The sequence below is a fragment of the Micromonospora wenchangensis genome (assembly GCF_002210435.1).
GTDB classification, from domain to species: Bacteria; Actinomycetota; Actinomycetes; order Mycobacteriales; family Micromonosporaceae; genus Micromonospora; species Micromonospora wenchangensis.
The window spans coordinates 24,156-44,213 of the sequence record NZ_MZMV01000046.1; the positions used below are offsets into that span (position 1 = coordinate 24,156).

Genomic DNA, 20,058 nt, shown 5'->3' on the forward strand with positions numbered 1-20,058 from the left:
GTACTGGTAACACGCGCGTTGCCGGCCCGTTCGGGAGCTCCGTCGGGTGGCGCGCGCCGGGCATGGGATGGGTCGGGTGAGCCATGGCCGGGTCGCAGTCCTCCGACGGTCGGCTGTCGGACGTCAGGTTCCTCACGGTCGCCGAGGTCGCCTCGGTGATGCGGGTCTCCAAGATGACGGTCTACCGCCTGGTGCACAGCGGTGAACTCACCGCCGTGCGGGTGGGCCGGTCGTTCCGGGTGCCCGAGCACGCGGTGCACGACTATCTGCGGGGGGCGTTCCAGGAGACCGCCTGACCCGGCCGATCGCGACGTAACGGGCATCGACGGGGGCGCGTTGGTCCTGCTGACGCTCTCCGGCTACCCTGGAGCCCGATCTGACCGTGCGCCGGTGTGCCCCGACGCCACCAGGCTGGTCCAGGTCCGTTGTCCGTAAAGCGGCCACCGGCGTCACCATCTCGACGCCGAGGGTCCGTCCCGAACGTTGCATTGAAAGGCTGTCGTATGGGCTCGGTGGTCAAGAAGCGTCGCAAGCGCATGGCTAAGAAGAAGCACCGCAAGCTGCTGCGCAAGACCCGCGTCCAGCGTCGCCGTCTCGGCAAGTGACCGACGCCGGGTCACCCCCGGCGTCCGGCACCACTTGCCATCTGTCGACCCCCGGAGGCTCAGGTGATCAGGCCGCGGACATCCCGGCTCGATCTCTCCTGCCGGTCAGGGCGTGCACGATGACCCCCGGTGGCACCCCAGGTGCTCCGGGGGTCGTCGTCGTGACCGGGGTCGGTCGTTACCTCGGTGCGCACGTCGCCGCCCGGCTCGCCGCCGACCCCCGGATCGAACGGGTGATCGGCATCGACCCGGCCACCCCCGGCCCCGAGTTCGCCGGCCTGCTCGACCGGGTGGAACGCATCCGGCTGGACCTCGACTCGCTCGGCGGGCTGCTGGCCGACCTCGACGTCGCCGCCGTGGTCCACCTCGCCCTGGTCACCGCCCCCGACCCGCAGCACGGCGGACGGGCAGCGATGAAGGAACAGAACGTCATCGGCACCATGCAGCTCCTCGCCGCCTGCCAGCGGGCACCCCGGCTGCGCAAGCTGGTGGTCCGGTCGTCGACCGCCGCCTACGGCGCGTCCTTCCGCGACCCGGCGGTCTTCACCGAGGAGACCGAGCCCCGCGAGGTGCCGCGCGGCGGCTTCGGCCGCGACATCCTCGACATCGAGGGGTACGTGCGCGGCTTCCGCCGCCGTCGGCCCGACGTGACCGCGACGGTGCTGCGGTTCGCCCCGTTCATCGGCTCCACCGCCGACACCACGCTCACCCGCTACCTCTCCCAGCCGGTGGTGCCCACCGTCTTCGGCCGTGACCCCCGGCTCCAGTTCGTGCACTTCGACGACGCCCTCGAGGTGCTGCACCGGTCCGTCGCCGAGGACCATCCGGGCACGTACAACGTGGCCGGGCCGGGGGTGCTCTCGCTGTCCCAGGCGATCCGCCGGGCCGGCCGGGTGGCCGTGCCGGTGTGGGAGCCGGGGCTGTCCGGGGCCGCCGCGATCGCCCGTAACCTCGGCTTCGGCCGCTACGGCCTCGACCAGGTCGACCTGATCGTGCACGGCCGGGTGGTCGACACCCGCCGGCTGACCCGGGAGTACGGCTTCACCCCGCGCACCACGGCAGCGGCGTTCGACGACTTCGTCCGGGCCCACCACGGCGGTGTGGTGGTCACCCCGGACCGGCTCGCCGCCGCCGAGCAGGTGGTGCTGGAGAGCATCCGGCAGGTCCGCTCCGCCGTCCGGGACCGTACGTGACCGCGCAGAACGGCCACCGTCGGCTCACCACGACACCCGCCCCCGCCTCGCGCAACGGGTCGGGCCCCGACCCGACCGTCCCCGCGACGACCCACCCCACCCCGGCCGGCTCCGGTTCAGCCGCCTCCGGTGCGGGTTCCCCCGTGGTGGAGCGGCCCGGTGACCAGTGGGACCGCCGGGTCGCCTCCGGGCTGGCGTTCCTGCGCCGCCGCCTGTCCGGCCAGTACGAGGTGGACGAGTTCGGCTTCGATCCGGAGCTGACCGGGACGGTCTTCCACCCGCTGCTGCGGCTGCTCTACCGCGACTGGTTCCGTACCGAGGTCACCGGCCTGGAACACGTGCCCGCCGACGGCGCCGGCCTGGTGGTCGGCAACCACTCCGGCACGGTGGCCCTGGACGCGCTGATCCTCTCCGCGGCCCTGCACGACCAGCATCCCGCCCACCGCTACCTGCGGTTGCTCGGCGCGGACCTGGTCTTCCGGATGCCCGTCGTCTCCGAGCTGGCCCGCAAGACCGGCGGTACGGTCGCCTGCAACCCGGACGCCGAGCGGCTGCTCGGCAACGGCGAGCTGGTGGGCGTCTTCCCGGAGGGGTTCAAGGGCATCGGCAAGCTCTACTCCGACCGCTACAAGCTGCAACGCTTCGGTCGGGGCGGCTTCGTCTCGGCGGCGCTGCGCACCGGCACCCCGATCGTCCCGGTCGCCATCGTCGGCGGCGAGGAGATCTATCCGATGCTGGCCGACATCAAGCCGCTGGCCCGGCTGCTCAAGCTGCCCTACTTCCCGGTCACCCCGACGTTCCCGTGGCTGGGGCCGCTGGGCATGGTGCCGCTGCCGAGCAAGTGGTTGATCGAGTTCTGCCCGCCGATCCCGACCGCGCACCTGACCGACTCGGCCGACGACCCGCTGGTCGTGTTCAACCTCGCCGACCAGGTCCGGGAGACCATCCAGCAGACCCTGCACCAGCTACTGGAACGCCGCCCCGACCCGTTCGGCCCCTGACCGCTCCCGCCCCCGGTGCCCCGGGCAACGCGGTGGCCCCGGTCAGGCCGGGCGGCGGCGTCGGTGCAGCGCCCGACCGGCGGAGACCGCGCCGGCCAGCAACCCGAGCGCGGCCGTCGACGGTACGGCGATCCGCGCGGCCCGGCGACCGGTGCGGAAGTCCCGCACCTCCCAGCCCCGTTCCCGGGCCACCCGCAGCAACGCGCCGTCCGGGTTGACCGCCACCGCGCGTCCCACCGCGGTGAGCATCGGCAGGTCGTTGCTGGAGTCGCTGTAGGCGGTGCAGCGGGGCAGGTCGAGCCCTTCGACCGTGGCGAGTTGGCTGACCGCCTCGGCCTTGGCCGGCCCGTGCATCAGCTCGCCCACCAGCCGACCGGTGTAGGTCCCGTCGACCACCTCGGCGACGGTGCCGATCGCGCCGGTCAGACCGAGTCGGGCGGCGATCACCCGGCCGATCTCCACCGGCGCGGCGCTGACCAGCCAGACCCGCTGCCCGGCGTCGAGGTGCCGCTGGGCGAGCCGACGGGTGCCGGCCCAGATCCGGGGTGCCATCAACTCGTCGAAGATCTCCTCGGCGAGCCGTTCGACGTCACCGACCCGCCAGCCCTCGACGAAGGCGAGGGCGGCCTGCCGGGCCTGCGACATGTCGCCGGCGTGCTCGGTGGCCAGCACCCGGTACCGGGTCTGCTGCCAGGCGAACCGGGCCAGGTCGCCGGTGGTGAAGTAGCGGCGGGCGGCGAGCCCCCGGGCGAACCAGTAGATCGACGCACCGCGCATCATCGTGTTGTCGACGTCGAAGAACGCGGCGGCGCGGGGGTCGGTCGGCGTGGGCCCGACGGCCGTCGCGTCCGCCCAGCCGGTGGTGTGTCCGTGGGCGTCGGTGCTGACCGTGACCCTGCGGGTGCCGGCCATGGCACCTCCCTCCGACGAGCGACCCTGCATGATCGAGCCTAGTCCGGGCGTGGACCGTGGCCGACCGGTCGGCGCGGGAACTGTGGCGTGCGGCTCCGTCGCCGGTCAGCGGTCGGTCGGGCAGGTGCCGGGCACCGGGCCGAGGGCGTCGCTGCCGACCGGGGCGGGCAGCGCGCAGCCGAGCGCGGTCCGCAGCGCGTCGGAGCGCCGGCGGATGGCGTCGAGCAGGGCGAGGGACTGCCGGGTGCGTTCCCGTTCGGCGGAGCCGGCCCCGTCGAGCAGGCCACCGACCGCCCGGCGCTGCCCGCTGACGAAGGTGTTCACCGCGTCCAGCGCCGCCGGATCGCCGTGCTGCACGGCACCGCCGGTGAGCAGTCGTACGCCCTGGCGGGTGTCGGCGTCCATGTCGTCGAGGACCGCGTCGAACCCGGTCGCGTCGTCGCGGAGCGTGGCCGCCTCGTCGAGCCGGGTCCGGGCGAAGTCGAGGAAGAGCTGCCCCCGGCTGACGTCCGAGCTGGCCAGGGCGAGTTGAGCGCGTTCGGTGGAGCGCTTCATGCCGTACAGGGCGTCGCCCGGCACCGCGTTCTCGCTGGCGGCCGAGATGCCGGAGACGGCGACCGCCCCGGCCGCGATGCCGACCAGGATGGCACCCCGGGCCCGGGCCCGTCGGGCGGTCGCCCCGCCGAGCAGGGAGCCCCGGCCGGTGACCTGCGACGTGGCGTCGGTGACCGGTTCGGCGGCGTGCCCGCGTTCGGCGGCGGCCACCAGCATGGCCCGCAGGCCGGCGCGGAACTCGACGTCCACCTGGATGTCGGGTCGCTCGGCGACGAGCCGCTGCCCGACCGTCACGAGCCTGGTGAGCTGGTCGTCGGCGCGGGACCGGACGTGGTGGCGACGGCCGCCGTTGGCCTCGTCGAGAAGCTGGGCGAAGCGTACGGCCCGACGACGGGAGAAAAGGTCGCTGTCCACCGCAGGCACCCCCTCTCGCTGGTCACGGCCGGTCGGCCGCGGTGGTCCACGCGACCGGCGGCGGCGTGCACCGTCGTACCAGGGTCGTGGTCGGCGGCGCTGCTCCGGACCGGGACGGGTCCGGGGGACGCGCCGGACAACCACCGGCCGCACCCGGAGAAACGCTCCGCGCCGGGCCCCGGTTACGGGACGGTCGGGAGTGAAATCACGAAGAGTGATCGTCGCGGCAGGTCAGGGCTGGAAACCGTCCGGAAGCAGACGGGCCAGCGCGCGGACCGCCCGGTACTGCAACGCCTTGATCGCTCCCTCGTTCTTGCCCATCGCACGGGCGGTCTCGGCCACCGAGAGGCCCTGGAGGAAGCGGAGCACGATGCACTCCTGCTGCTCCGGGTTGAGCCGGGTGACGGCGGTGAGCAGCGCGACGTTGGTGACGTGTTCGACCACCGCCGCTTCGGGGCTGCCCTCCGGCCCCCGGTCCTCCCGGTCGGCGTCGAGCACGTCGCCGGTGGTCACCTCCAGCCGGTAGCGGCCGGACTTGAAGTGGTCGGCGACCAGGTTGCGGGCGATGGTGACCAGCCAGGCGCCGAGGTCGCGGCCCTGCCAGGTGAAGCTGCCGATGCGCTTGAGGGCGCGCAGGAAGGTGTCCGAGGTCAGGTCCTCGGCCAGTTGCCGGTTGCCGACCCGGAAGTAGACGAACCGGAAGACGGTGTCCACGTACCGGTCGTAGATCAGGCCGAACGCCTCGGCCTCGCCGGCCTGGGCCCGCTCCACCAGCGTCCAGACCTCGGTGGCCGGGTCGGACGGGTCGGGGCGGCTCGGGAAGCCGGTGGGGGAGGTACCGGCGGGCGGCGCCGCGGTGGTGGGCGGTCCGGCGGCCGGCACCGCCGGCTGCGCGTCGGGCACGGCCGGGATCAGGGCGGTGTCGTCGGCGGGTACGGCCGGGATGACGGCGGTGTCGTCGGCGGGCACCACCGGGATCACGGCGGTCTCCCCGCCGGCCGGATCGGTGACGGCGGGCGGCTCACCGACCCGTCGGGTCTGCGTCGGCATGGGGGGCCGGGAGTGGGAGGTCACCCGGCCGGCCGGCGTGGCGTTGCCGCCGGGGGCGGCGGGCCGGGGGGCCGCCTCGTTGGGGTGCGGGCGCTGGTGCGGCCGGCGGGGCGTCGCCTCCGGGCGGGACGGGTCGAGCCGTTCGTTGACCGCCGCCCGGGGCGTCGGCCCGGTGAGTCCGGTGGGACGGTCCGGGTAGCCGAAGGCGGTCACCGGGCCTCCCCGCAGCGGGTCACGACCGTGACCGGACGGCGGCGGGCGGCCGCCGTGCCGGGTCTGCCCCGGACGGGCAGGGCCGTGTGGGGGGGTGCCGACGCGCGGCAGATCCCCTTGAGGTGCTGGTCCAATGCGCGCACAGGCACGGGGGCCTCCTCGGGCTGAGGGGTGTCGACTCACGGCAAATGGGGTGAGCCGACCCGAGTGATGATAGGGCCAACGTCACCCGCGTGTGCCAAGTCCGTTACACAGGGCCAAAGTATTTGCCCGGCCCGCCGACCCCTGGCGGACCGGTTGTCCGTCGTGGTCGGTTGACTTTCACGTCGCGACTTGTTCCCTGATGGAAATTGCAGCCCAGGGGGGTGGTGGAAGGTCCCCGACACCCCGCCCCGCAGCTCCGGCGACGGGTGCCCGCGGGTCCGCCCGGCGCGCCCCCGGGGGCGGTCGCGGCGGCCCCGTTCGGGTGGTCCGGTTGACGCTGCGTGACGGTTCGGTGTGTGGGCCTGGCCGGGCGGCCGACGGCGTGTCAGACTCAGCCACCGCGCGACCGGCTCGGGCGTCCCGGGTGTGCCGCACCCGGGGACGGGCGAGACTGGGCGGGTGCGCCCGGCCCGCCCCGGGCACCCGGCACCGGTGCGCAGCGGTCCGTCCACCGCGCGCATCCCCGTCGCGGCCGAGTCCGGCCGCCCTCACCCGGAGGTCCCGATGTCCACTGCCGCCCGGCTCGCCCTGATCACCCGGCCCGGTTGCCACCTGTGCGACGACGCCAAGGCCGCGCTGGACCGGGTGGTGGCGGTCACCGGGGACCGGTGGGTGGAGAGGGACGTCACCGGCGACGTGGAGCTGGAGCGCGAGTACGGCGACCGGCTGCCGGTGGTGCTGCTCGACGGCAAGGAGCACGGCTACTGGCGGGTGGAGGAGGAGCGGTTGCTGCGCGACCTGACCACCCCCCAGCTCTAGGGTGGCGCGGATCACCCTGGGTCATCGAGCGAGCGCGATTGGTGAGAGAAGTCGGGATTGCGCAATAATCGCGCGGCGGCACCGCTGGCGTGCCCGATCGATCTTGCGGGATGGGGGAGCAGGTGCACGGGGGCCGCGATTCAGCAAGATCGCGATTTGTGCACGTCTTCACAAGCGCCTACTCTGTAGTTTCGACGCGCCCTGCTAGCACGGCCGGCTCGCCCGGCCACCGGCGGGGGTCCCCCAACGGGCGGGCACCGGAGCCGGCCGAGGATCGCACCGCACGGAGTCTCATGAGTCAGCACCGTCACCCTGGCGCGCCCGGCCGCGCCGGTGCCGTACCGGCGCTCCCGGACCTCCCGGAGGCGACCGTCGCGCGGCTCCCCGAGTATCTCCGCGCCCTGCACAACCTCGCCGACGCCGGCCACGAGACGGTCTCCAGCGAGGGGCTGGCCGGGGCCGCCGGGGTCAACTCGGCCAAGCTCCGCAAGGACCTCTCCCACCTCGGCTCGTACGGCACCCGGGGGGTCGGCTACGACGTCGCCCTGCTGATCGACCAGATCGAGTTCGTGCTCGGGCTCACCCAGCGCCGGGCGGTCGCCCTGGTCGGGGTGGGTAACCTCGGTCACGCCCTGGCCGGCTACGACGGCTTCGCCAGCCGGGGTTTCCGGATCGCGGCCCTGTTCGACGCCGACGCGTCCCGGGTCGGCGAGATGATCAACGGGTTGGTCGTCCGGCACATCGACGAGCTGCCCCGGGTCGCCGCCGAGGAGGCGATCTCGATCGGCGTGATCGCCACTCCCGCGCCGGCCGCCCAGGCGGTGGCCGAACAGTTGGTCGCCGTCGGCGTCACGAGCATCCTCAACTTCGCGCCGTGCGTACTCTCGGTGCCGGACGGGGTCGACGTGCGCAAGGTCGATCTCGCCATCGAGCTCCAGATCCTGTCCTTCCACGAGCACCGCAAGGCGTCGTTGACCGCGCTGCCCGCCGCCGGCGGCTCCGCCCTCACCGCCCTGCCCGGCGGGCTCGCGACCCCCGACACCCAGGAGGCGATCGGCACGTGAAGCTGCTCGTCGTCGGCGCGTCCTACCGCACCGCTCCCGTGGCCACGCTGGAGCAGTTGGCGGTCGCCCCCGCCGACCTCACCCGCACCCTGGACCGCCTGGTCGCCCAGCCGTACGTCGCCGAGGCGGTGCTCGTCTCCACCTGCAACCGGGTGGAGGTGTATGCCGCCGTGTCCGGTTTCCACGGCGGTCTCGGCGACGTGTGCGCCGTCCTCGCCGAGCAGGCCGGCGCGCCACCCGCCGCCTTCGCCAGCCACCTCTACGTGCACTACGACTCGGCCGCCGTCGACCACGTGTTCCGGGTCGCCGCCGGGCTGGACTCCATGGTCGTCGGCGAGGCGCAGATCCTCGGCCAGCTCCGCGACGCCTACCACTGGGCCTCCGGCGCGGACACCGCCGGGCGGCTGCTGCACGAGCTGATGCAGCAGGCGCTGCGGGTCGGCAAGCGGGCCCACGCCGAGACCAACATCGACCGGGCCGGCCAGAGCGTCGTCACCGCCGCCCTGGACCTCACCGCCGAACTGCTCGACGGTGACCTCGCCGGCCGGCCGGCCCTGGTGGTCGGGGCGGGCGCGATGGGCGCGCTGAGCGTGGCGACGCTGTCCCGCCGGGCCGCCGGGCCGCTCACCGTCACCAACCGGGGGGCCGACCGGGCCGTCCGGCTGGCCGAGTCGTACGGGGCGAACGCCGTCCCGATCGCCGGACTCGTCCCCGCGCTCTCCACAGTGGACATCGTAGTGGCCGCCACCGCGGCCACCGAACCGGTCCTCACCGTCGACGTGGTGACCCGGGCGCTCGACCGCCGCGACCCCGACCGGGGGCCCCTGGTCCTGCTCGACCTCGCCGTGCCCCGCGACGTGGCACCCGAGGTGGCCGGGCTGCCCGGCGTCGAGGTGATCGACATCGACCGGATGGCCGCCCTGCTCGCCGACGGCCCGGCCGCCGCCGACGCCGCCGAGGTGGGCCGGATCGTGACCGCCGAGGTCGAGGCGTTCCTGAGCTGGCTGCGCGGAGCCGACGTCGCGCCCACCGTGGCCGCCCTGCGCGGACGCGCCGACGACGTGGTCACCGCCGAACTGCGCCGGCTCGCCCAGCGTCGCCCCGACTTCAGCGACGACCAGCGTGCCGAGGTGGCCCGCACGGTGCACCGGGTGGTGCAACGGCTGCTGCACCAGCCCACCGTCAAGGTCCGCCAGCTCGCCGCCGAACCGGGCGGTGACCAGTACGCCGCGCTGCTGCGCGAACTGTTCGACCTGGAGGTGCCGCAGACCTCCGGGGTCGACGCGGTGCCCGACGTGGTCGACACCGTCGACGGCCGTGGTTCGTTCGGGGTCGCCGACGTGCCGGCGACCGACACCGACCAGCCGCCCACCGGAGGTGAGCGATGAGTACCCCCCTGCGCCTCGGCACCCGGGGCAGCGCCCTGGCGATGGCCCAGTCCGGCCACGTCGCCGAGGCGATCACCGCGGCGACCGGCCGCCCCGTCGAGCTGGTCGAGGTGGTCACCGCCGGGGACCGGTCGTCCGCGCCGGTGCAGCGCCTCGGCGTCGGCGTCTTCGTCTCGGCGCTGCGCGACGCGTTGACCGCCGGCACCATCGACCTGGCCGTGCACTCCTACAAGGACCTGCCCACCGCCGGGGCGAGCGGGCTGCACGTCGCGGCCGTGCCACCCCGGCAGGACCCGCGCGACGCGCTGGTCGCCACCGGTGGGCGTACCCTCGCCGAGCTGCCGCCGGGGGCCGTGGTCGGCACCGGCGCGCTGCGCCGCATCGCCCAGTTGCACGCCCTCGGCCTGCACCTGGAGGTCACCCCGATCCGGGGCAACGTCGACAGCCGGCTCGCCCGGGTGCTCGGCCCGGACGCCGACCTCGACGCCGTCGTCGTGGCACGGGCCGGGCTGGCCCGGCTCGGCCGCACCGACGTGATCACCGAAACGCTCGACCCGATGCTGATGCTGCCCGCGCCCGCCCAGGGCGCGCTGGCCGTGGAGTGCCGGGCCGACGACTCCGACCTGGTCGAGCTGCTCGCCGTGCTCGACCACGCACCGTCGCGGGCCGCGGTCGTCGCGGAACGCGCGTTGCTGGCCACCCTGGAGGCCGGGTGCTCCGCCCCGGTCGCCGCCTACGCCGAACTCGCCGAAGGCGACGCCGGTGATGAGATCTACCTGCGCGGGGCGGTGATCAGCCCGGACGGTTCGCGAGACATCCGGCTGTCCCGCACCGGAACGCCCGCCGACGCGGCGGAGATCGGCAAGGCACTCGCCGCCGAACTCCTCGAACTCGGCGCCGACTCGATCCTCGGCCACGAAGGAAGCACCGGCCCGGGGACCCAGCAATTTGGGAGCACAGAATGACCCGCACCCGTAAGCCCGTCGGCCGCATCGCGTTCGTCGGCGCCGGACCCGGTGACCCGGGCCTGCTGACCCGCCGGGCCCACGATGCCCTGGTCGACGCCGACCAGGTGGTGTACGACCGGGGAGTCCCCGAGACGCTGCTCGACGTGGTCCGGGCCCAGGCCCGGTCAGACGCCCAGTTCAGCCCCGCCGAGGGCGTGCCGGGCGACGTGGCGAAGCTGCTGATCAGCGCGGCCCGCTCCGGGCTCAACGCGGTGCACCTGGTCGCCGGTGACCCGTTCGGCCACGACTCCGTGGTCAAGGAGGTGCAGGCGGTCGCGCGCACCGCCGCGCACTTCGAGGTGGTGCCGGGCGTCGGCCAGGCCGAGGGCGTCGCCACCTACGCCGGGGTGCCGCTGCCCGGGGTACGCACCGCCGCCGACGTCGAGGACGTCGGCACGCTGGACTTCGACGCGCTCGCCGCCGCCGTCGCCCGGGGGTCTCTGGCGCTGGCGGTCGACGCCGGTGACCTCGCCGCCGTGCGGGACGGCCTGCTGGCCGCCGGGGTGGACGGCGGCACCGGGGTCGGGGTGACCGGCGACGGCACCGGCGAGACGCAGTACACCACCACGTCGAGCGTCGACTCGTTCGTCGCGGCGGCGCTCGGCTTCACCGGCCGGGTGGTGCTCACCGTCGGCGAGGGCGTCGGCCAGCGGGACAAGCTGAGCTGGTGGGAGAACCGCCCGCTGTACGGCTGGAAGGTGCTCGTCCCCCGGACCAAGGAGCAGGCCGGGGCGATGAGTGCCCGGCTGCGCGCGTACGGGGCGATCCCGTGCGAGGTGCCGACCATCGCGGTCGAGCCGCCGCGTACCCCGGCCCAGATGGAGCGGGCGGTCAAGGGGCTGGTCGACGGCCGGTACGCCTGGGTGATCTTCACCTCGGTGAACGCGGTCCGGGCGGTCTGGGAGAAGTTCGCCGAGCACGGTCTGGACGCCCGGCACTTCGGCGGCGTCAAGATCGCCTGTATCGGTGAGGCCACCGCCGACGCGGTACGCGCCTTCGGCATCCAGCCGGAGCTGGTGCCCGCCGGGGAGCAGTCCTCCGAGGGGCTGCTGGCCGAGTTCTCCCCGCACGACGAGATCCTCGACCCGGTCGGCCGGGTGCTGCTGCCCCGCGCCGACATCGCCACCGAGACGCTCGCCGCCGGGCTCACCGAGCGCGGCTGGGAGGTCGACGACGTGACCGCGTACCGGACGGTCCGGGCCGCCCCGCCGCCCGCCGAGATCCGTGACGCGATCAAGTCGGGCGGGTTCGACGCGGTGCTCTTCACGTCCTCCTCGACGGTGCGTAACCTCGTCGGTATCGCCGGGAAGCCGCACGCGCGTACCGTGGTTGCCGTCATCGGGCCCAAGACGGCGGAGACCGCGACGGAGTTCGGCCTGCGGGTCGACGTGCAGCCGCCGCACGCCTCGGTGCCCGACCTGGTCGAGGCGCTCGCCGCCTACGCCGTCGAACTGCGCGAGAAGCTCGCCGCCATGCCGGCGAAGCAGCGTCGGGGTTCGAAGGTGCAGGGGCCGACCGCGCTCAGGTTCCGCTAGCCGTACCGGGAGGCCCCTCATGTCGTACCCCGAGATCCGGCCCCGCCGGCTGCGTCGTAACGCGGCCGTGCGGCGGCTGGTCTCCGAGACCCGCGTCGACCCGGCCGAGCTGGTCGTGCCGATGTTCGTCAAGGAGGGGCTGACCGAGCCACGGGCCATCGCGTCGCTCCCGGGGGTGCTCCAGCACTCCCGGGACTCGCTGCGCAAGGCGGCCGTGGAGGCGGTCCAGGCCGGGGTCGGCGGGATCATGCTGTTCGGGGTGCCCGAGCGGCGGGACCCGACCGGCTCCGGCGGCACCGACCCGGCCGGCATCCTCAACGTCGCCATCCGCGACGTGGTGGCCGAGGTCGGCGACGCCACCGTGGTGATGAGTGACCTGTGTCTCGACGAGTTCACCTCGCACGGGCACTGCGGGCTGCTCACCTCCGACGGCGGGGTGGACAACGACGCGACCCTGGCCGCGTACGCCGAGATGGCGGTGGCGCAGGCGGACGCCGGGGTCGGCATGGTCGGCCCGTCCGGGATGATGGACGGCCAGGTGGGCGTGGTCCGCCGGGCCCTCGACGCCGCCGGCCACGCCGACGTGGCGGTGCTGGCGTACGCGGCGAAGTACGCCTCCGCCTTCTACGGCCCGTTCCGCGACGCGGTCGAGTCGGCGCTCGACGGCGACCGGCGCACCTACCAGCAGGACCCGGCTAACCTGCGGGAGTCGCTGCGTGAGGTCGCGCTGGACGTGGCCGAGGGCGCCGACCTGGTGATGGTGAAGCCGGCCCTGCCCTACCTCGACGTGGTGGCGGCGGTCCGGGCCGCCGTGGACGTCCCGGTCGCCGCCTACCAGGTCTCCGGCGAGTACGCGATGGTCGAGGCGGCCGCCGCGAACGGCTGGATCGACCGTGAACGGGTGATGCTGGAGACGCTCACCTCGATCCGGCGGGCCGGCGCGCAGATCATCCTCACCTACTGGGCGGTCGAGGCCGCCGAGTTGCTGCGCCAGCGCTACTGATCGCGGGGGCGGGCTGCGGACGCCGTGGCCCACGCCCGTGGCCGTGGCTCCTCGCCCACGCCCCTGCACCTGGCTCCCCGGCCCCGCCGTCGTCGGTGGGTGCCTGCTGCCGGCGTGGCTGGTCCCTCACCGGCGTCGACCGCCCGCTCGGCAGTCAACCGATCTGGTTACTCTCCGCACTTTTCGGCTCCCCCTCCACCACCCTGGTTCGCACGCTTTGCTCTGCTGCCCTCTATGCGACGCTTACCGTGGGTGCCTGTCGCCGATTCGGCAGCAGAGCAAAGCGTGCGAGGGGGAGTGGGGCTGGGTGGAGATAGGTTGGGCGTTTCCGCTGTTCAGGCTGTTTTCGCGGATCTTGGTGATGTGGATCCCCGCCCGAGGTGACATGACTCACGGTAATTGACGGGTCGGGTCGGTGAAGTGACCCTGTGTAATCGATGCCGGGTCGCAAAAGGAAGTGAGTTTTCCACAGGCCTGGGCGTTGTCCACAGGTGATGACGGCGGGGTTGCGACGGGGTTCGGCCGGGCGCGACGGTGGCGACATGACCGACCCCGCGCCGCCGCACCGACCTGGCACCCACCCCACTCCGGTCCCCGCGGCTCCCATCGCCCCGGACACCCGCCCGGCTGCCACCTCCCCTCCGACGCCGGACGGGGAAGGGGAGGAGCCGCCGACCTTCCTCAGCACGCCCTATGACCTGCCCTGGCCGGCGGCCGGCATCGTGCGGGCGGTGCGGCGGCGGGCCGACGCGAGTCAACGGGAACTGGCGCGCTGGGCGGGGGTGCACCACGGCACGGTGGGGCGGATCGAGGCGGGTGCGCTCACCCCGAGCATCGCCCTGCTGCGCCGGATCATCGCGGCGGCCGGTTTCCGGCTGGCCGTGGTCGACGAGTTCGGTCGGGTGCTCACCCCGATGCGGGACCGCGACGACATCCGCGACGGTGCCGGCCGCCGCTACCCGTCACACCTGGACACCATCCTCGACCCGGAACCGGGTGAGTGGTGGGCGGACGTCTACGGGCTCGCCAGGCCACCGGAGACGTTCTACCGCAACCGGGCCGTCCGGGACGCGATGCGTCGCCGGAGCCAGTGGGAGGTGCGGGTGGCGAAGTACCGCAACGTGCCACCGCCGCCCCGGGTGGTGCGCCCGCAATGGTGACGGCCCGCCGGTCCGGCGGGAAGCCGGACCGACGGGCCGTCGGAGGTGCGCGACGCTCAGTCGTCGTCGGTGATGGTGCCGGTCGCCAGCAGGTCGGCGTACCGCAGGTTCAGCGGACCGGCCACCGCGAACGCGATCTTCTCGTCCGCCTCCCGCTTGCGGTCACCACGCACGGTCACCGGGAACGCCAGCGAGGTCTGCCCGGCGGGCAGGGTCCGGCAGCCGACGTACGGCTCGAAGTCCAGCACGACCGTCGCGGTGAGCCCCACCGTGGCGGCGCAGAGCGTGGTCGGCTGGGACAGCGGACGGGACACGGTGACCTGGAACGTCATCGTGCTGGTGCCCCGGTCGCCCTCCACCACGGACGCGTCGGCCACCCGCAGCGACGGCTGGCTGCGGAACCGGGCCACCTGCGGGTCGTGGTCGCTGGCCCCCCGGGTGCCGTCCCCGGTGAACTCCGCCGGCCAGTCCGCGTTGACGTGCGCGGCCCGGATCTGCACCAGGTCGGCGTGCAGCGCGTCGTTGACGAACAGGTTGTCCAACGTCTGCGCCGACCCCTGGAAGCTGTACGAGTACGCCGCCGACGGCACGTCGGCCACCAGGTCGTCCCAGAGGTTGCGCAGGCCGGCCCGGTAGAGCGGCCCGAGCTGGTCCGACGGGGTCGGGTTCGCCCCGGTCGCGATCGGGTCGTCCGGGCGGGGGAACACGTTCAGGTCCCCGCCGTACACCACCCGGGCGTCCGGGTCGGCCGCCTCGATCGCGGTGACGATCGCCGCACCGTACGCGGCCTGCTCGGTGCGCTGCCCGACCCGGCTGTCCGGCCCCGACGAGTAGTGGTTGCTCAGCGCGTACAGCAGGTAGGACTCCGACCCGCCGGGCGTCGCCTTCACCACGAACTTGCCGAGCTGCGGTGCCCGGGTGAAGACGTTGTTGCCGTCCTTGCCGGTCGAGGTGTCGGTGTCGGCCGGCAGCACCGCGTTGAGCGCCTTCGGGTTCTGCACGTCCGCGTTGGACGCCAGCCCCGCCGACCGGTACTGCACGGTGGGCGCGGAACCCAGCAGCGGGTCGGTGGCGCTCGCCCCGGCCAGCGACAACCGGTCGGTGCGGTAGAGGAACGCCGAGGTGATGCCCCGGGCGTCCGCGCCGGTGCGGTCGTACGCCGCAGTGTAGGCGGGACCACCGGCGGCCCGGATCGCCAGCGCCAGGTCCTGGAGGGTGTCCGGCGCGCCGTCGGCGTTGTCGGTGGTGCCGCAGACCAGGCTGCCGCCGGAGACCGAGCAGATGTCCTGGTCCTCGGCCTCCTGCACCAGGATCAGATCCGGGGCGTGCAGGTCGGTGCGGATCTGCGCGGCCAGCTCCGACAGGTGCTCCCGGTAGTCGGCCTCGCTCGCCGGCACGTAGTCGAACGGCGGGGACACCCCCGGGCAGCCCGCGTTGCCGGTGAAGTCGCAGCCGTCGAACGGGTCGTCGCGGAAGTCGTACAGGTTCTCCACGTTGTAGGTCGCCACCGCGACCTCCCGGGCCCGGTCCGCCGGGCGCGGCGGGTTGTTCGCCGCCGGGTCCGCCCCGGCGGTCAGGGCCAGCGACTCCGGCTGCACGCTGAACTTGCTGAAGCCGTACGACACCGCGCCGAACGCGTCGGCGGTGAGGGTGTCGAAGGTACGCGCCGGCGGGAGCAGCGCCGTCGAGTCACCGGCGGTGGCCTTCACGCCGCCACCGCCGAGCAGGATGCGCTGCCCGTTGCCGTTGTCGAACACCTGCCCCGGCACGTCGTCCAGCGGGTGGGCGTCCCGGAAGACCCGGCGGGCGTACGGGTCGGTCCGCTTCAGCAGCGGGTCCTCCCGGTCCACCACCCACACCTCGGAGTCGGCGGTGGAGCCGAACACGTCCCGGGGGCCGGTGACGCCGGACCCGCTGCGGACCCGCAGCCGGGCACCCTCGTGCCGCTCCCAGAACCGGTCGGCCGCCGCCGCGTCGGCCGGCGGGACCGCGTCGTCCACGGTCACGGCGGTGTTCACGTCGAGCCCGGTGTCGAGCCGGCGGACCAGCGAGGCGCTGGAGAGCTGGGTCTGGTCGAAGTACTCCGACACCCGGCCGCGCAGCACCACCTCGTCGCCGACGGTCGGCGCGTAACCACCGATCAGCGTGGTGAACGCGCCCATGAAGACGAAGATGCCGTCCGAGCTGAGCGGGTCGCCGTCCTCGGTGCCGGTGCGGCTCTGCAGGTAGAAGCCGTACTGGTCGGCACCGGCCGAGGTGCGGGTCAGCGACTTCTGGGTGATCACGCCCCGCACGTCGTACAGCAGCGGGCTGGTGCCGGTGCCGGTGGGCGGGGCGAGCGGCGACCGGTCGGTGCGCGGGTTCTCGTCGTCGCGGGTCGGGCCCTGCACCTGGCCCACCGACAGCACCCCGTTGGCCTGCACGGTGAGCGGGCAGGTGGCGGTGCCGCCGTCGGCGTCCGTCGCGGTCACGGTGACCGTGTACGTGCCGGCGGGCAGGCCGGTGGCGGTGACCGTCGCGGTCGCCGTGCCACCCGGCGCGGTCGCCGGGGTGAACGCGGTACGGCTGATCGATCCGCCCGCCGGGGCCGGGGCGACCGCGGTGACCGCCAGATCGACGATCGTGTCGTCCGGGTCGGTGCCGGTGACCTGCCGGGTGCCTGTCGCGCCGGCCTCGATGGTCAACGTTCCGCCGCAGGTCAGCACGGCCGGCTGGTCGACCGGGCCGCCGCCGTCGAGGGTGTGCGCGCCCAACCCGTCGAAGGTGTCGGTGGCGTAGCCGGCCCACTGGACGGCCGGGTCGAACGCGTCGGACGGGTCGGTGTCCCCGCTGGACACCGACGGCAGCCGACGCAGCGTGTTGTCGGCGGTGCTGGTCAGCCCGCTGCCCCACTCGGTGCCCGGGTCGACACCCACCTGCCCGATCGCGTCGAGCACGACGGCACCCCGGCGCAGCACGATCGCGTCGTCGCCGTTGAACAGGCTGGCGCCGGTGGTCTGGTCGGCCTGGGCGAGGATCGCCGGGCCGGCCGACGCGGCGGCGAAGACGAAGACGTCCCCGGCGGCGACGGTGCCGGTGAGGGCGATCGTGGTGGCCGTGGTGGACCCGTTGAAATAGAGCTGGAGCTGGTAGCCGCCGGCGGTCAGGTCGACCGGTGCGCCGGTGCCGTTGTACAGCTCGATCGCCTTGTTGTTGGACGAGCCTTCGACGTACTCGGAGATGAACAGGTCGGTGGGCGCGGCGGTGGCCGCGGTGGGAGCGACGCCGAGCACCGGTACGGCGACGACGGCGACGGTGGCGAGCGCGGCGAATCTGCGGCGCAGGCGCATGGGGCCTCCACGATGGGTGGACGGGAACCAACGCACGTTAAGGTGCGTCGCTGTCCGCCGTCCATCCCCCGGGGGGCGATGTGGTGAATTCGCGACAGTGCCGCCCGACGCCCCCGCCCGGATGCCGCCGGACGCCCTGCTCAGCGGTGGGTGTCGAGCCGGTGTACGAGCTCGGCGACGTCCACGCTGTACTCGCACCAGTCCCGGTCGGGCTGGTAGCCCAGCTCGGCGTTGACCTTGAGCATCGCCTCGTTGGCCTGGGCGTTCCAGGTCTGCACCTCGGTCAGCTCCGGCTCGGCGGACCGCAGTTCCAGCAGCATCCGCGCCTTGATCGCCCGGTCGATGCCGTAGCCTTGGTGGTCACGCACCACGATCGTGTCGTACTGGTCGGCACGGGTGGGGTGCTGGACCGGCACCACCACCTCGGTCAGGCCGGCCACCGCGCCGGTGCGCTCGTGCAGGGCGAGCACGATGTACGGCTTCATGCCCCGCCGGTGCAGCGTGTCGAGGCTGTCCCGCAGCCGTTGCGGATCGTACGAGCTGGGGCGCAGTTCGCCGTCCTCGACGTCGCGGACCTCGGCCTTCGCCCGCGCGTACGCCTCGATCAGGTCGTCGGACGGCCCGCCCGGGTAGAACTCCAGGTGGTAGCCCGGGTCGACGGCGACGGCCATCTCGGTCAGCGCCGTCCAGTCGACCGTGCCGAGGTCGAGCACGCTGCGGGTCTCGACATACTCCCGGGTGAAGCCCAGCGACGAGTAGAAACCGATCGCCGGGGTGTCGCCGACCACCTCGACGCCGATCGACCGGAAGCCCTCCTGGTAGACCCGGCGCGCGGCGGTCAGCACCAGTTCCCGGCCCAGCCCGCTGCGGCGTACCGCCGGGTGCACCAGCACCTCCAGCACGCCGATGTCACCGAGCAGCAGCACGTGCACGTGCCCGAGGATCGGTGCGGGACCCCCACCGGGCGGCGGATCGGCGTGGGCCACCCAGGAGATGCGTCGTTCGCCGGGCATCACCTCGGAGAGGTACTCCCGCAGCGAATCCTCCCGCCACGGCGGGTCCTGCGGGAGGTCGGCCGCGAGAACCGCGTTCAGCGTGTCCAGCACGGAGCCGATCTCGGCGGACGACGCGGTTCGGGGGTCCCATTCGCGCACCATCACGCGTCTAGCTTGCCGTCAATGACTCTTCGGGGGAAGTGTCCGGTCCGCCAATGTATGCGAACGATCACCTCACGTACGGCTTGCGCGCCCGTACTCCTGGGCCTTGTCGAAGACGTCCTGCGCGTAGCGGCGTACGTCGTTGTAGGAGAGGATGGCGCCCCACCAGTCGCCGGGGATGGTCATGTTCCGGCCGCCCTGGCACAGGTAGTTCCCGGCGGCGAGGGCCGCGTCGTCCAGGTCGTGCGGGTCCTTGCGGCCGTCGTTGTCGGCGTCCGCACCGACCTGCTGCCAGGTGGTCGGGATGAACTGCATCGGCCCGATCGCCCGGTCGTAGACGGTGTCCCGGTCGAACAGCCCCCCGTCGGTGTCCCGGATCAGGGACCGCCCGCCCTTGCCGTCGAGCGGATCACCGATGATCTCCGGTACGGCCCGGCCGTCCGGCCCGAGGGTCGCGCCGTTGGCCTGCCCGTGCCGGGACTCCACGTAGCCGATCGCGGCGAGCGTGGTCCAGCTCAGCTGGCAGCTCCGGTTCGTCTGGGCGAGCACCAGCTCGGCGTAGCCGTACGCCTGCATGGCGATCGGGGAGACGCCCACCTTGGTGCCGACGACCCGGGCCCAGTCGCCAAGCGCGTCGGCGGGCCGGCCGGCGGCGGGCGGCACGGCCGGCCCACTCGGCACGGCCCCGGCCGACGGGAGGCTGCCCAGCGGCAGGGTCGGGGTGGTGGCACCCGGGAACACCGGCACCCCGGTGGTCGCCCCGGCCGACGGGACCTCGGGGCCGGCGGAGGCGCTGTCGTCCACGGCGACCGGCCGGGGAGCCCGGACCGCGCTCGGCACCACCACCGCGCCGACCGCGGCGGTCGCCGCGACCAGCGCGAACAGGAACAGGCCGGGGAGGGTCAACCGGCCGCTGGGGCGGCGCGACCAGGCCCGGGTGGCCCGGGTCGCGGCCCCCACCGCCTGCCGGGGCGGCGGCAGCCGGACGGCGTGCGCGAACGGCACCCGTCGCCGCCGACCGATCTTCGCCCCGGACGCGGCACTGTCGCCCGTGCCGTCCTTCCCGGTCCCGTCGGTCTTCGCGGCCGGCTCGGTCTTCTCCCCGGCCTCGGTCTTCGTGGCCGGCTCGGAGGTCTCGCCGCCGTCGGCCTTCGCGGCCCCGTCGGTCTTCGCGGCGGGTTCGGCGTCCTGTCCGGCGGCGGTCTTCGCGGAAGTCCCGGCCTTCCCGGTCGCGTCGGCCTTCGCGGCGGGCACGACCGGGTCGGCCTCGGCGGGGTTTCCGGTCCTCCCGGCCCCGTCGGCCTGGGTGGTGGGCCCGGCCGGGACGGCCGGCGGGGTGAGGGCGTCGTGGCGGGGCCGGCGGGGGCGGGGGAGCCAGCCGCGACGCGGGGCGGGAGGCACATCCTCGGGTGGGGTCGCTGCGCGCAGGGGCCGTTCCGTCGAATCTTCGCCGCTCACCACCGTTTGAGTATCACCCATGTCGGCCAGGGAGTCAGGTCCGGCCGTAGG

Annotated in this window: 17 protein-coding genes; 11 read left to right on the forward strand and 6 right to left on the reverse strand. The window is 73.9% G+C overall.

Annotated elements, in window-relative coordinates; genetic code table 11:
• Window positions 1-83 precede the first annotated feature (83 nt).
• The 4 genes from B5D80_RS23545 (at window position 84) to B5D80_RS23560 (ending at window position 2,799) form a co-directional block, all read left to right on the forward strand.
• Window positions 84-296, forward strand: coding sequence for a helix-turn-helix domain-containing protein (locus tag B5D80_RS23545; RefSeq protein WP_088646105.1), 213 nt, complete (start codon window positions 84-86; stop codon window positions 294-296).
• 207 nt (window positions 297-503) lie between these two features.
• Window positions 504-605 carry a 30S ribosomal protein bS22 gene (locus B5D80_RS23550; protein WP_007465623.1) on the forward strand — a complete coding sequence of 34 codons (102 nt, stop codon included), beginning with the start codon at window positions 504-506 and terminating at the stop codon, window positions 603-605.
• Between the two features lie 119 nt (window positions 606-724).
• Window positions 725-1,798, forward strand: coding sequence for an NAD-dependent epimerase/dehydratase family protein (locus B5D80_RS23555; protein WP_088646106.1), 1,074 nt, complete (start codon window positions 725-727; stop codon window positions 1,796-1,798).
• 143 nt (window positions 1,799-1,941) lie between these two features.
• Entirely contained in the window at window positions 1,942-2,799 is an 858-nt protein-coding gene (locus B5D80_RS23560; RefSeq protein WP_088646129.1) for a lysophospholipid acyltransferase family protein, read from the forward strand.
• Between the two features lie 42 nt (window positions 2,800-2,841).
• On the opposite strand, the gene B5D80_RS23565 is transcribed toward B5D80_RS23560, so the two are convergent.
• The 3 genes from B5D80_RS23565 to B5D80_RS23575 form a co-directional block, all read right to left on the reverse strand.
• Window positions 2,842-3,741, reverse strand: a complete 900-nt coding sequence (locus tag B5D80_RS23565; RefSeq protein WP_425437243.1) for an HAD family hydrolase — start codon at window positions 3,739-3,741, stop codon at window positions 2,842-2,844.
• 75 nt (window positions 3,742-3,816) lie between these two features.
• Window positions 3,817-4,680: a DUF5667 domain-containing protein gene (locus B5D80_RS23570; protein ID WP_088646108.1), complete on the reverse strand. Its 864-nt coding sequence runs from the start codon at window positions 4,678-4,680 to the stop codon at window positions 3,817-3,819.
• A gap of 231 nt (window positions 4,681-4,911) precedes the next feature.
• A complete protein-coding gene (locus tag B5D80_RS23575) occupies window positions 4,912-5,943 on the reverse strand; it encodes an ECF subfamily RNA polymerase sigma factor, BldN family (RefSeq protein WP_088646109.1) in 1,032 nt (343 codons plus the stop codon).
• A 708-nt stretch (window positions 5,944-6,651) separates the two neighbouring features.
• On the opposite strand from B5D80_RS23575, the gene B5D80_RS23580 reads away from it, so the two are divergent.
• The 7 genes from B5D80_RS23580 to B5D80_RS23610 all read left to right on the forward strand — a co-directional run bounded on the left by B5D80_RS23580 (window position 6,652) and on the right by B5D80_RS23610 (window position 14,063).
• Window positions 6,652-6,906, forward strand: a complete 255-nt coding sequence (locus B5D80_RS23580) for a glutaredoxin family protein (protein ID WP_088646130.1) — start codon at window positions 6,652-6,654, stop codon at window positions 6,904-6,906.
• Window positions 6,907-7,199: 293 nt separating this feature from the next.
• Window positions 7,200-7,970, forward strand: coding sequence for a redox-sensing transcriptional repressor Rex (locus B5D80_RS23585; RefSeq protein ID WP_088646110.1), 771 nt, complete (start codon window positions 7,200-7,202; stop codon window positions 7,968-7,970).
• Entirely contained in the window at window positions 7,967-9,358 is a 1,392-nt protein-coding gene (locus B5D80_RS23590; RefSeq protein ID WP_088646111.1) for a glutamyl-tRNA reductase, read from the forward strand. Before B5D80_RS23585 ends, B5D80_RS23590 begins: the two co-directional genes overlap by 4 nt.
• Complete coding sequence (gene hemC, locus B5D80_RS23595) at window positions 9,355-10,323, forward strand: hydroxymethylbilane synthase (RefSeq protein ID WP_088646112.1); 969 nt, start codon at window positions 9,355-9,357, stop codon at window positions 10,321-10,323. Before B5D80_RS23590 ends, hemC begins: the two co-directional genes overlap by 4 nt.
• Window positions 10,320-11,900: a bifunctional uroporphyrinogen-III C-methyltransferase/uroporphyrinogen-III synthase gene (locus B5D80_RS23600; RefSeq protein WP_088646113.1), complete on the forward strand. Its 1,581-nt coding sequence runs from the start codon at window positions 10,320-10,322 to the stop codon at window positions 11,898-11,900. The genes hemC and B5D80_RS23600 overlap by 4 nt, the downstream gene beginning before the upstream one ends.
• A gap of 19 nt (window positions 11,901-11,919) precedes the next feature.
• Window positions 11,920-12,903 carry a porphobilinogen synthase gene (hemB, locus tag B5D80_RS23605; RefSeq protein ID WP_088646114.1) on the forward strand — a complete coding sequence of 328 codons (984 nt, stop codon included), beginning with the start codon at window positions 11,920-11,922 and terminating at the stop codon, window positions 12,901-12,903.
• A gap of 542 nt (window positions 12,904-13,445) precedes the next feature.
• A complete protein-coding gene (locus B5D80_RS23610) occupies window positions 13,446-14,063 on the forward strand; it encodes a helix-turn-helix transcriptional regulator (protein WP_144081748.1) in 618 nt (205 codons plus the stop codon).
• 56 nt (window positions 14,064-14,119) lie between these two features.
• On the opposite strand, the gene B5D80_RS23615 is transcribed toward B5D80_RS23610, so the two are convergent.
• The 3 genes from B5D80_RS23615 to B5D80_RS23625 form a co-directional block, all read right to left on the reverse strand.
• A complete protein-coding gene (locus tag B5D80_RS23615; RefSeq protein WP_088646115.1) occupies window positions 14,120-17,392 on the reverse strand; it encodes a lamin tail domain-containing protein in 3,273 nt (1,090 codons plus the stop codon).
• A gap of 140 nt (window positions 17,393-17,532) precedes the next feature.
• The gene (locus tag B5D80_RS23620; RefSeq protein WP_088646116.1) at window positions 17,533-18,549 is read right to left on the reverse strand and encodes a GNAT family N-acetyltransferase; all 1,017 of its coding nucleotides are present in this window, start codon (window positions 18,547-18,549) and stop codon (window positions 17,533-17,535) included.
• 72 nt (window positions 18,550-18,621) lie between these two features.
• Complete coding sequence (locus B5D80_RS23625) at window positions 18,622-20,010, reverse strand: lytic transglycosylase domain-containing protein (protein ID WP_425437246.1); 1,389 nt, start codon at window positions 20,008-20,010, stop codon at window positions 18,622-18,624.
• Window positions 20,011-20,058 lie beyond the last annotated feature (48 nt).

What these genes read in the sequence shown, in the direction of transcription:
- B5D80_RS23545 (WP_088646105.1), top strand. Translation starts at nt 84, where the DNA reads ATGGCCGGGTCGCAGTCCTCCGACGGTCGGCTGTCGGACGTCAGGTTC.
- B5D80_RS23550 (WP_007465623.1), top strand. Translation starts at nt 504, where the DNA reads ATGGGCTCGGTGGTCAAGAAGCGTCGCAAGCGCATGGCTAAGAAGAAG.
- B5D80_RS23555 (WP_088646106.1), top strand. Translation starts at nt 725, where the DNA reads ATGACCCCCGGTGGCACCCCAGGTGCTCCGGGGGTCGTCGTCGTGACC.
- B5D80_RS23565 (WP_425437243.1), bottom strand. Translation starts at nt 3,741, where the DNA reads ATGCAGGGTCGCTCGTCGGAGGGAGGTGCCATGGCCGGCACCCGCAGG.
- B5D80_RS23580 (WP_088646130.1), top strand. Translation starts at nt 6,652, where the DNA reads ATGTCCACTGCCGCCCGGCTCGCCCTGATCACCCGGCCCGGTTGCCAC.
- B5D80_RS23585 (WP_088646110.1), top strand. Translation starts at nt 7,200, where the DNA reads ATGAGTCAGCACCGTCACCCTGGCGCGCCCGGCCGCGCCGGTGCCGTA.
- hemC (WP_088646112.1), top strand. Translation starts at nt 9,355, where the DNA reads ATGAGTACCCCCCTGCGCCTCGGCACCCGGGGCAGCGCCCTGGCGATG.
- B5D80_RS23600 (WP_088646113.1), top strand. Translation starts at nt 10,320, where the DNA reads ATGACCCGCACCCGTAAGCCCGTCGGCCGCATCGCGTTCGTCGGCGCC.
- hemB (WP_088646114.1), top strand. Translation starts at nt 11,920, where the DNA reads ATGTCGTACCCCGAGATCCGGCCCCGCCGGCTGCGTCGTAACGCGGCC.
- B5D80_RS23610 (WP_144081748.1), top strand. Translation starts at nt 13,446, where the DNA reads ATGACCGACCCCGCGCCGCCGCACCGACCTGGCACCCACCCCACTCCG.
- B5D80_RS23615 (WP_088646115.1), bottom strand. Translation starts at nt 17,392, where the DNA reads ATGCGCCTGCGCCGCAGATTCGCCGCGCTCGCCACCGTCGCCGTCGTC.
- B5D80_RS23620 (WP_088646116.1), bottom strand. Translation starts at nt 18,549, where the DNA reads ATGGTGCGCGAATGGGACCCCCGAACCGCGTCGTCCGCCGAGATCGGC.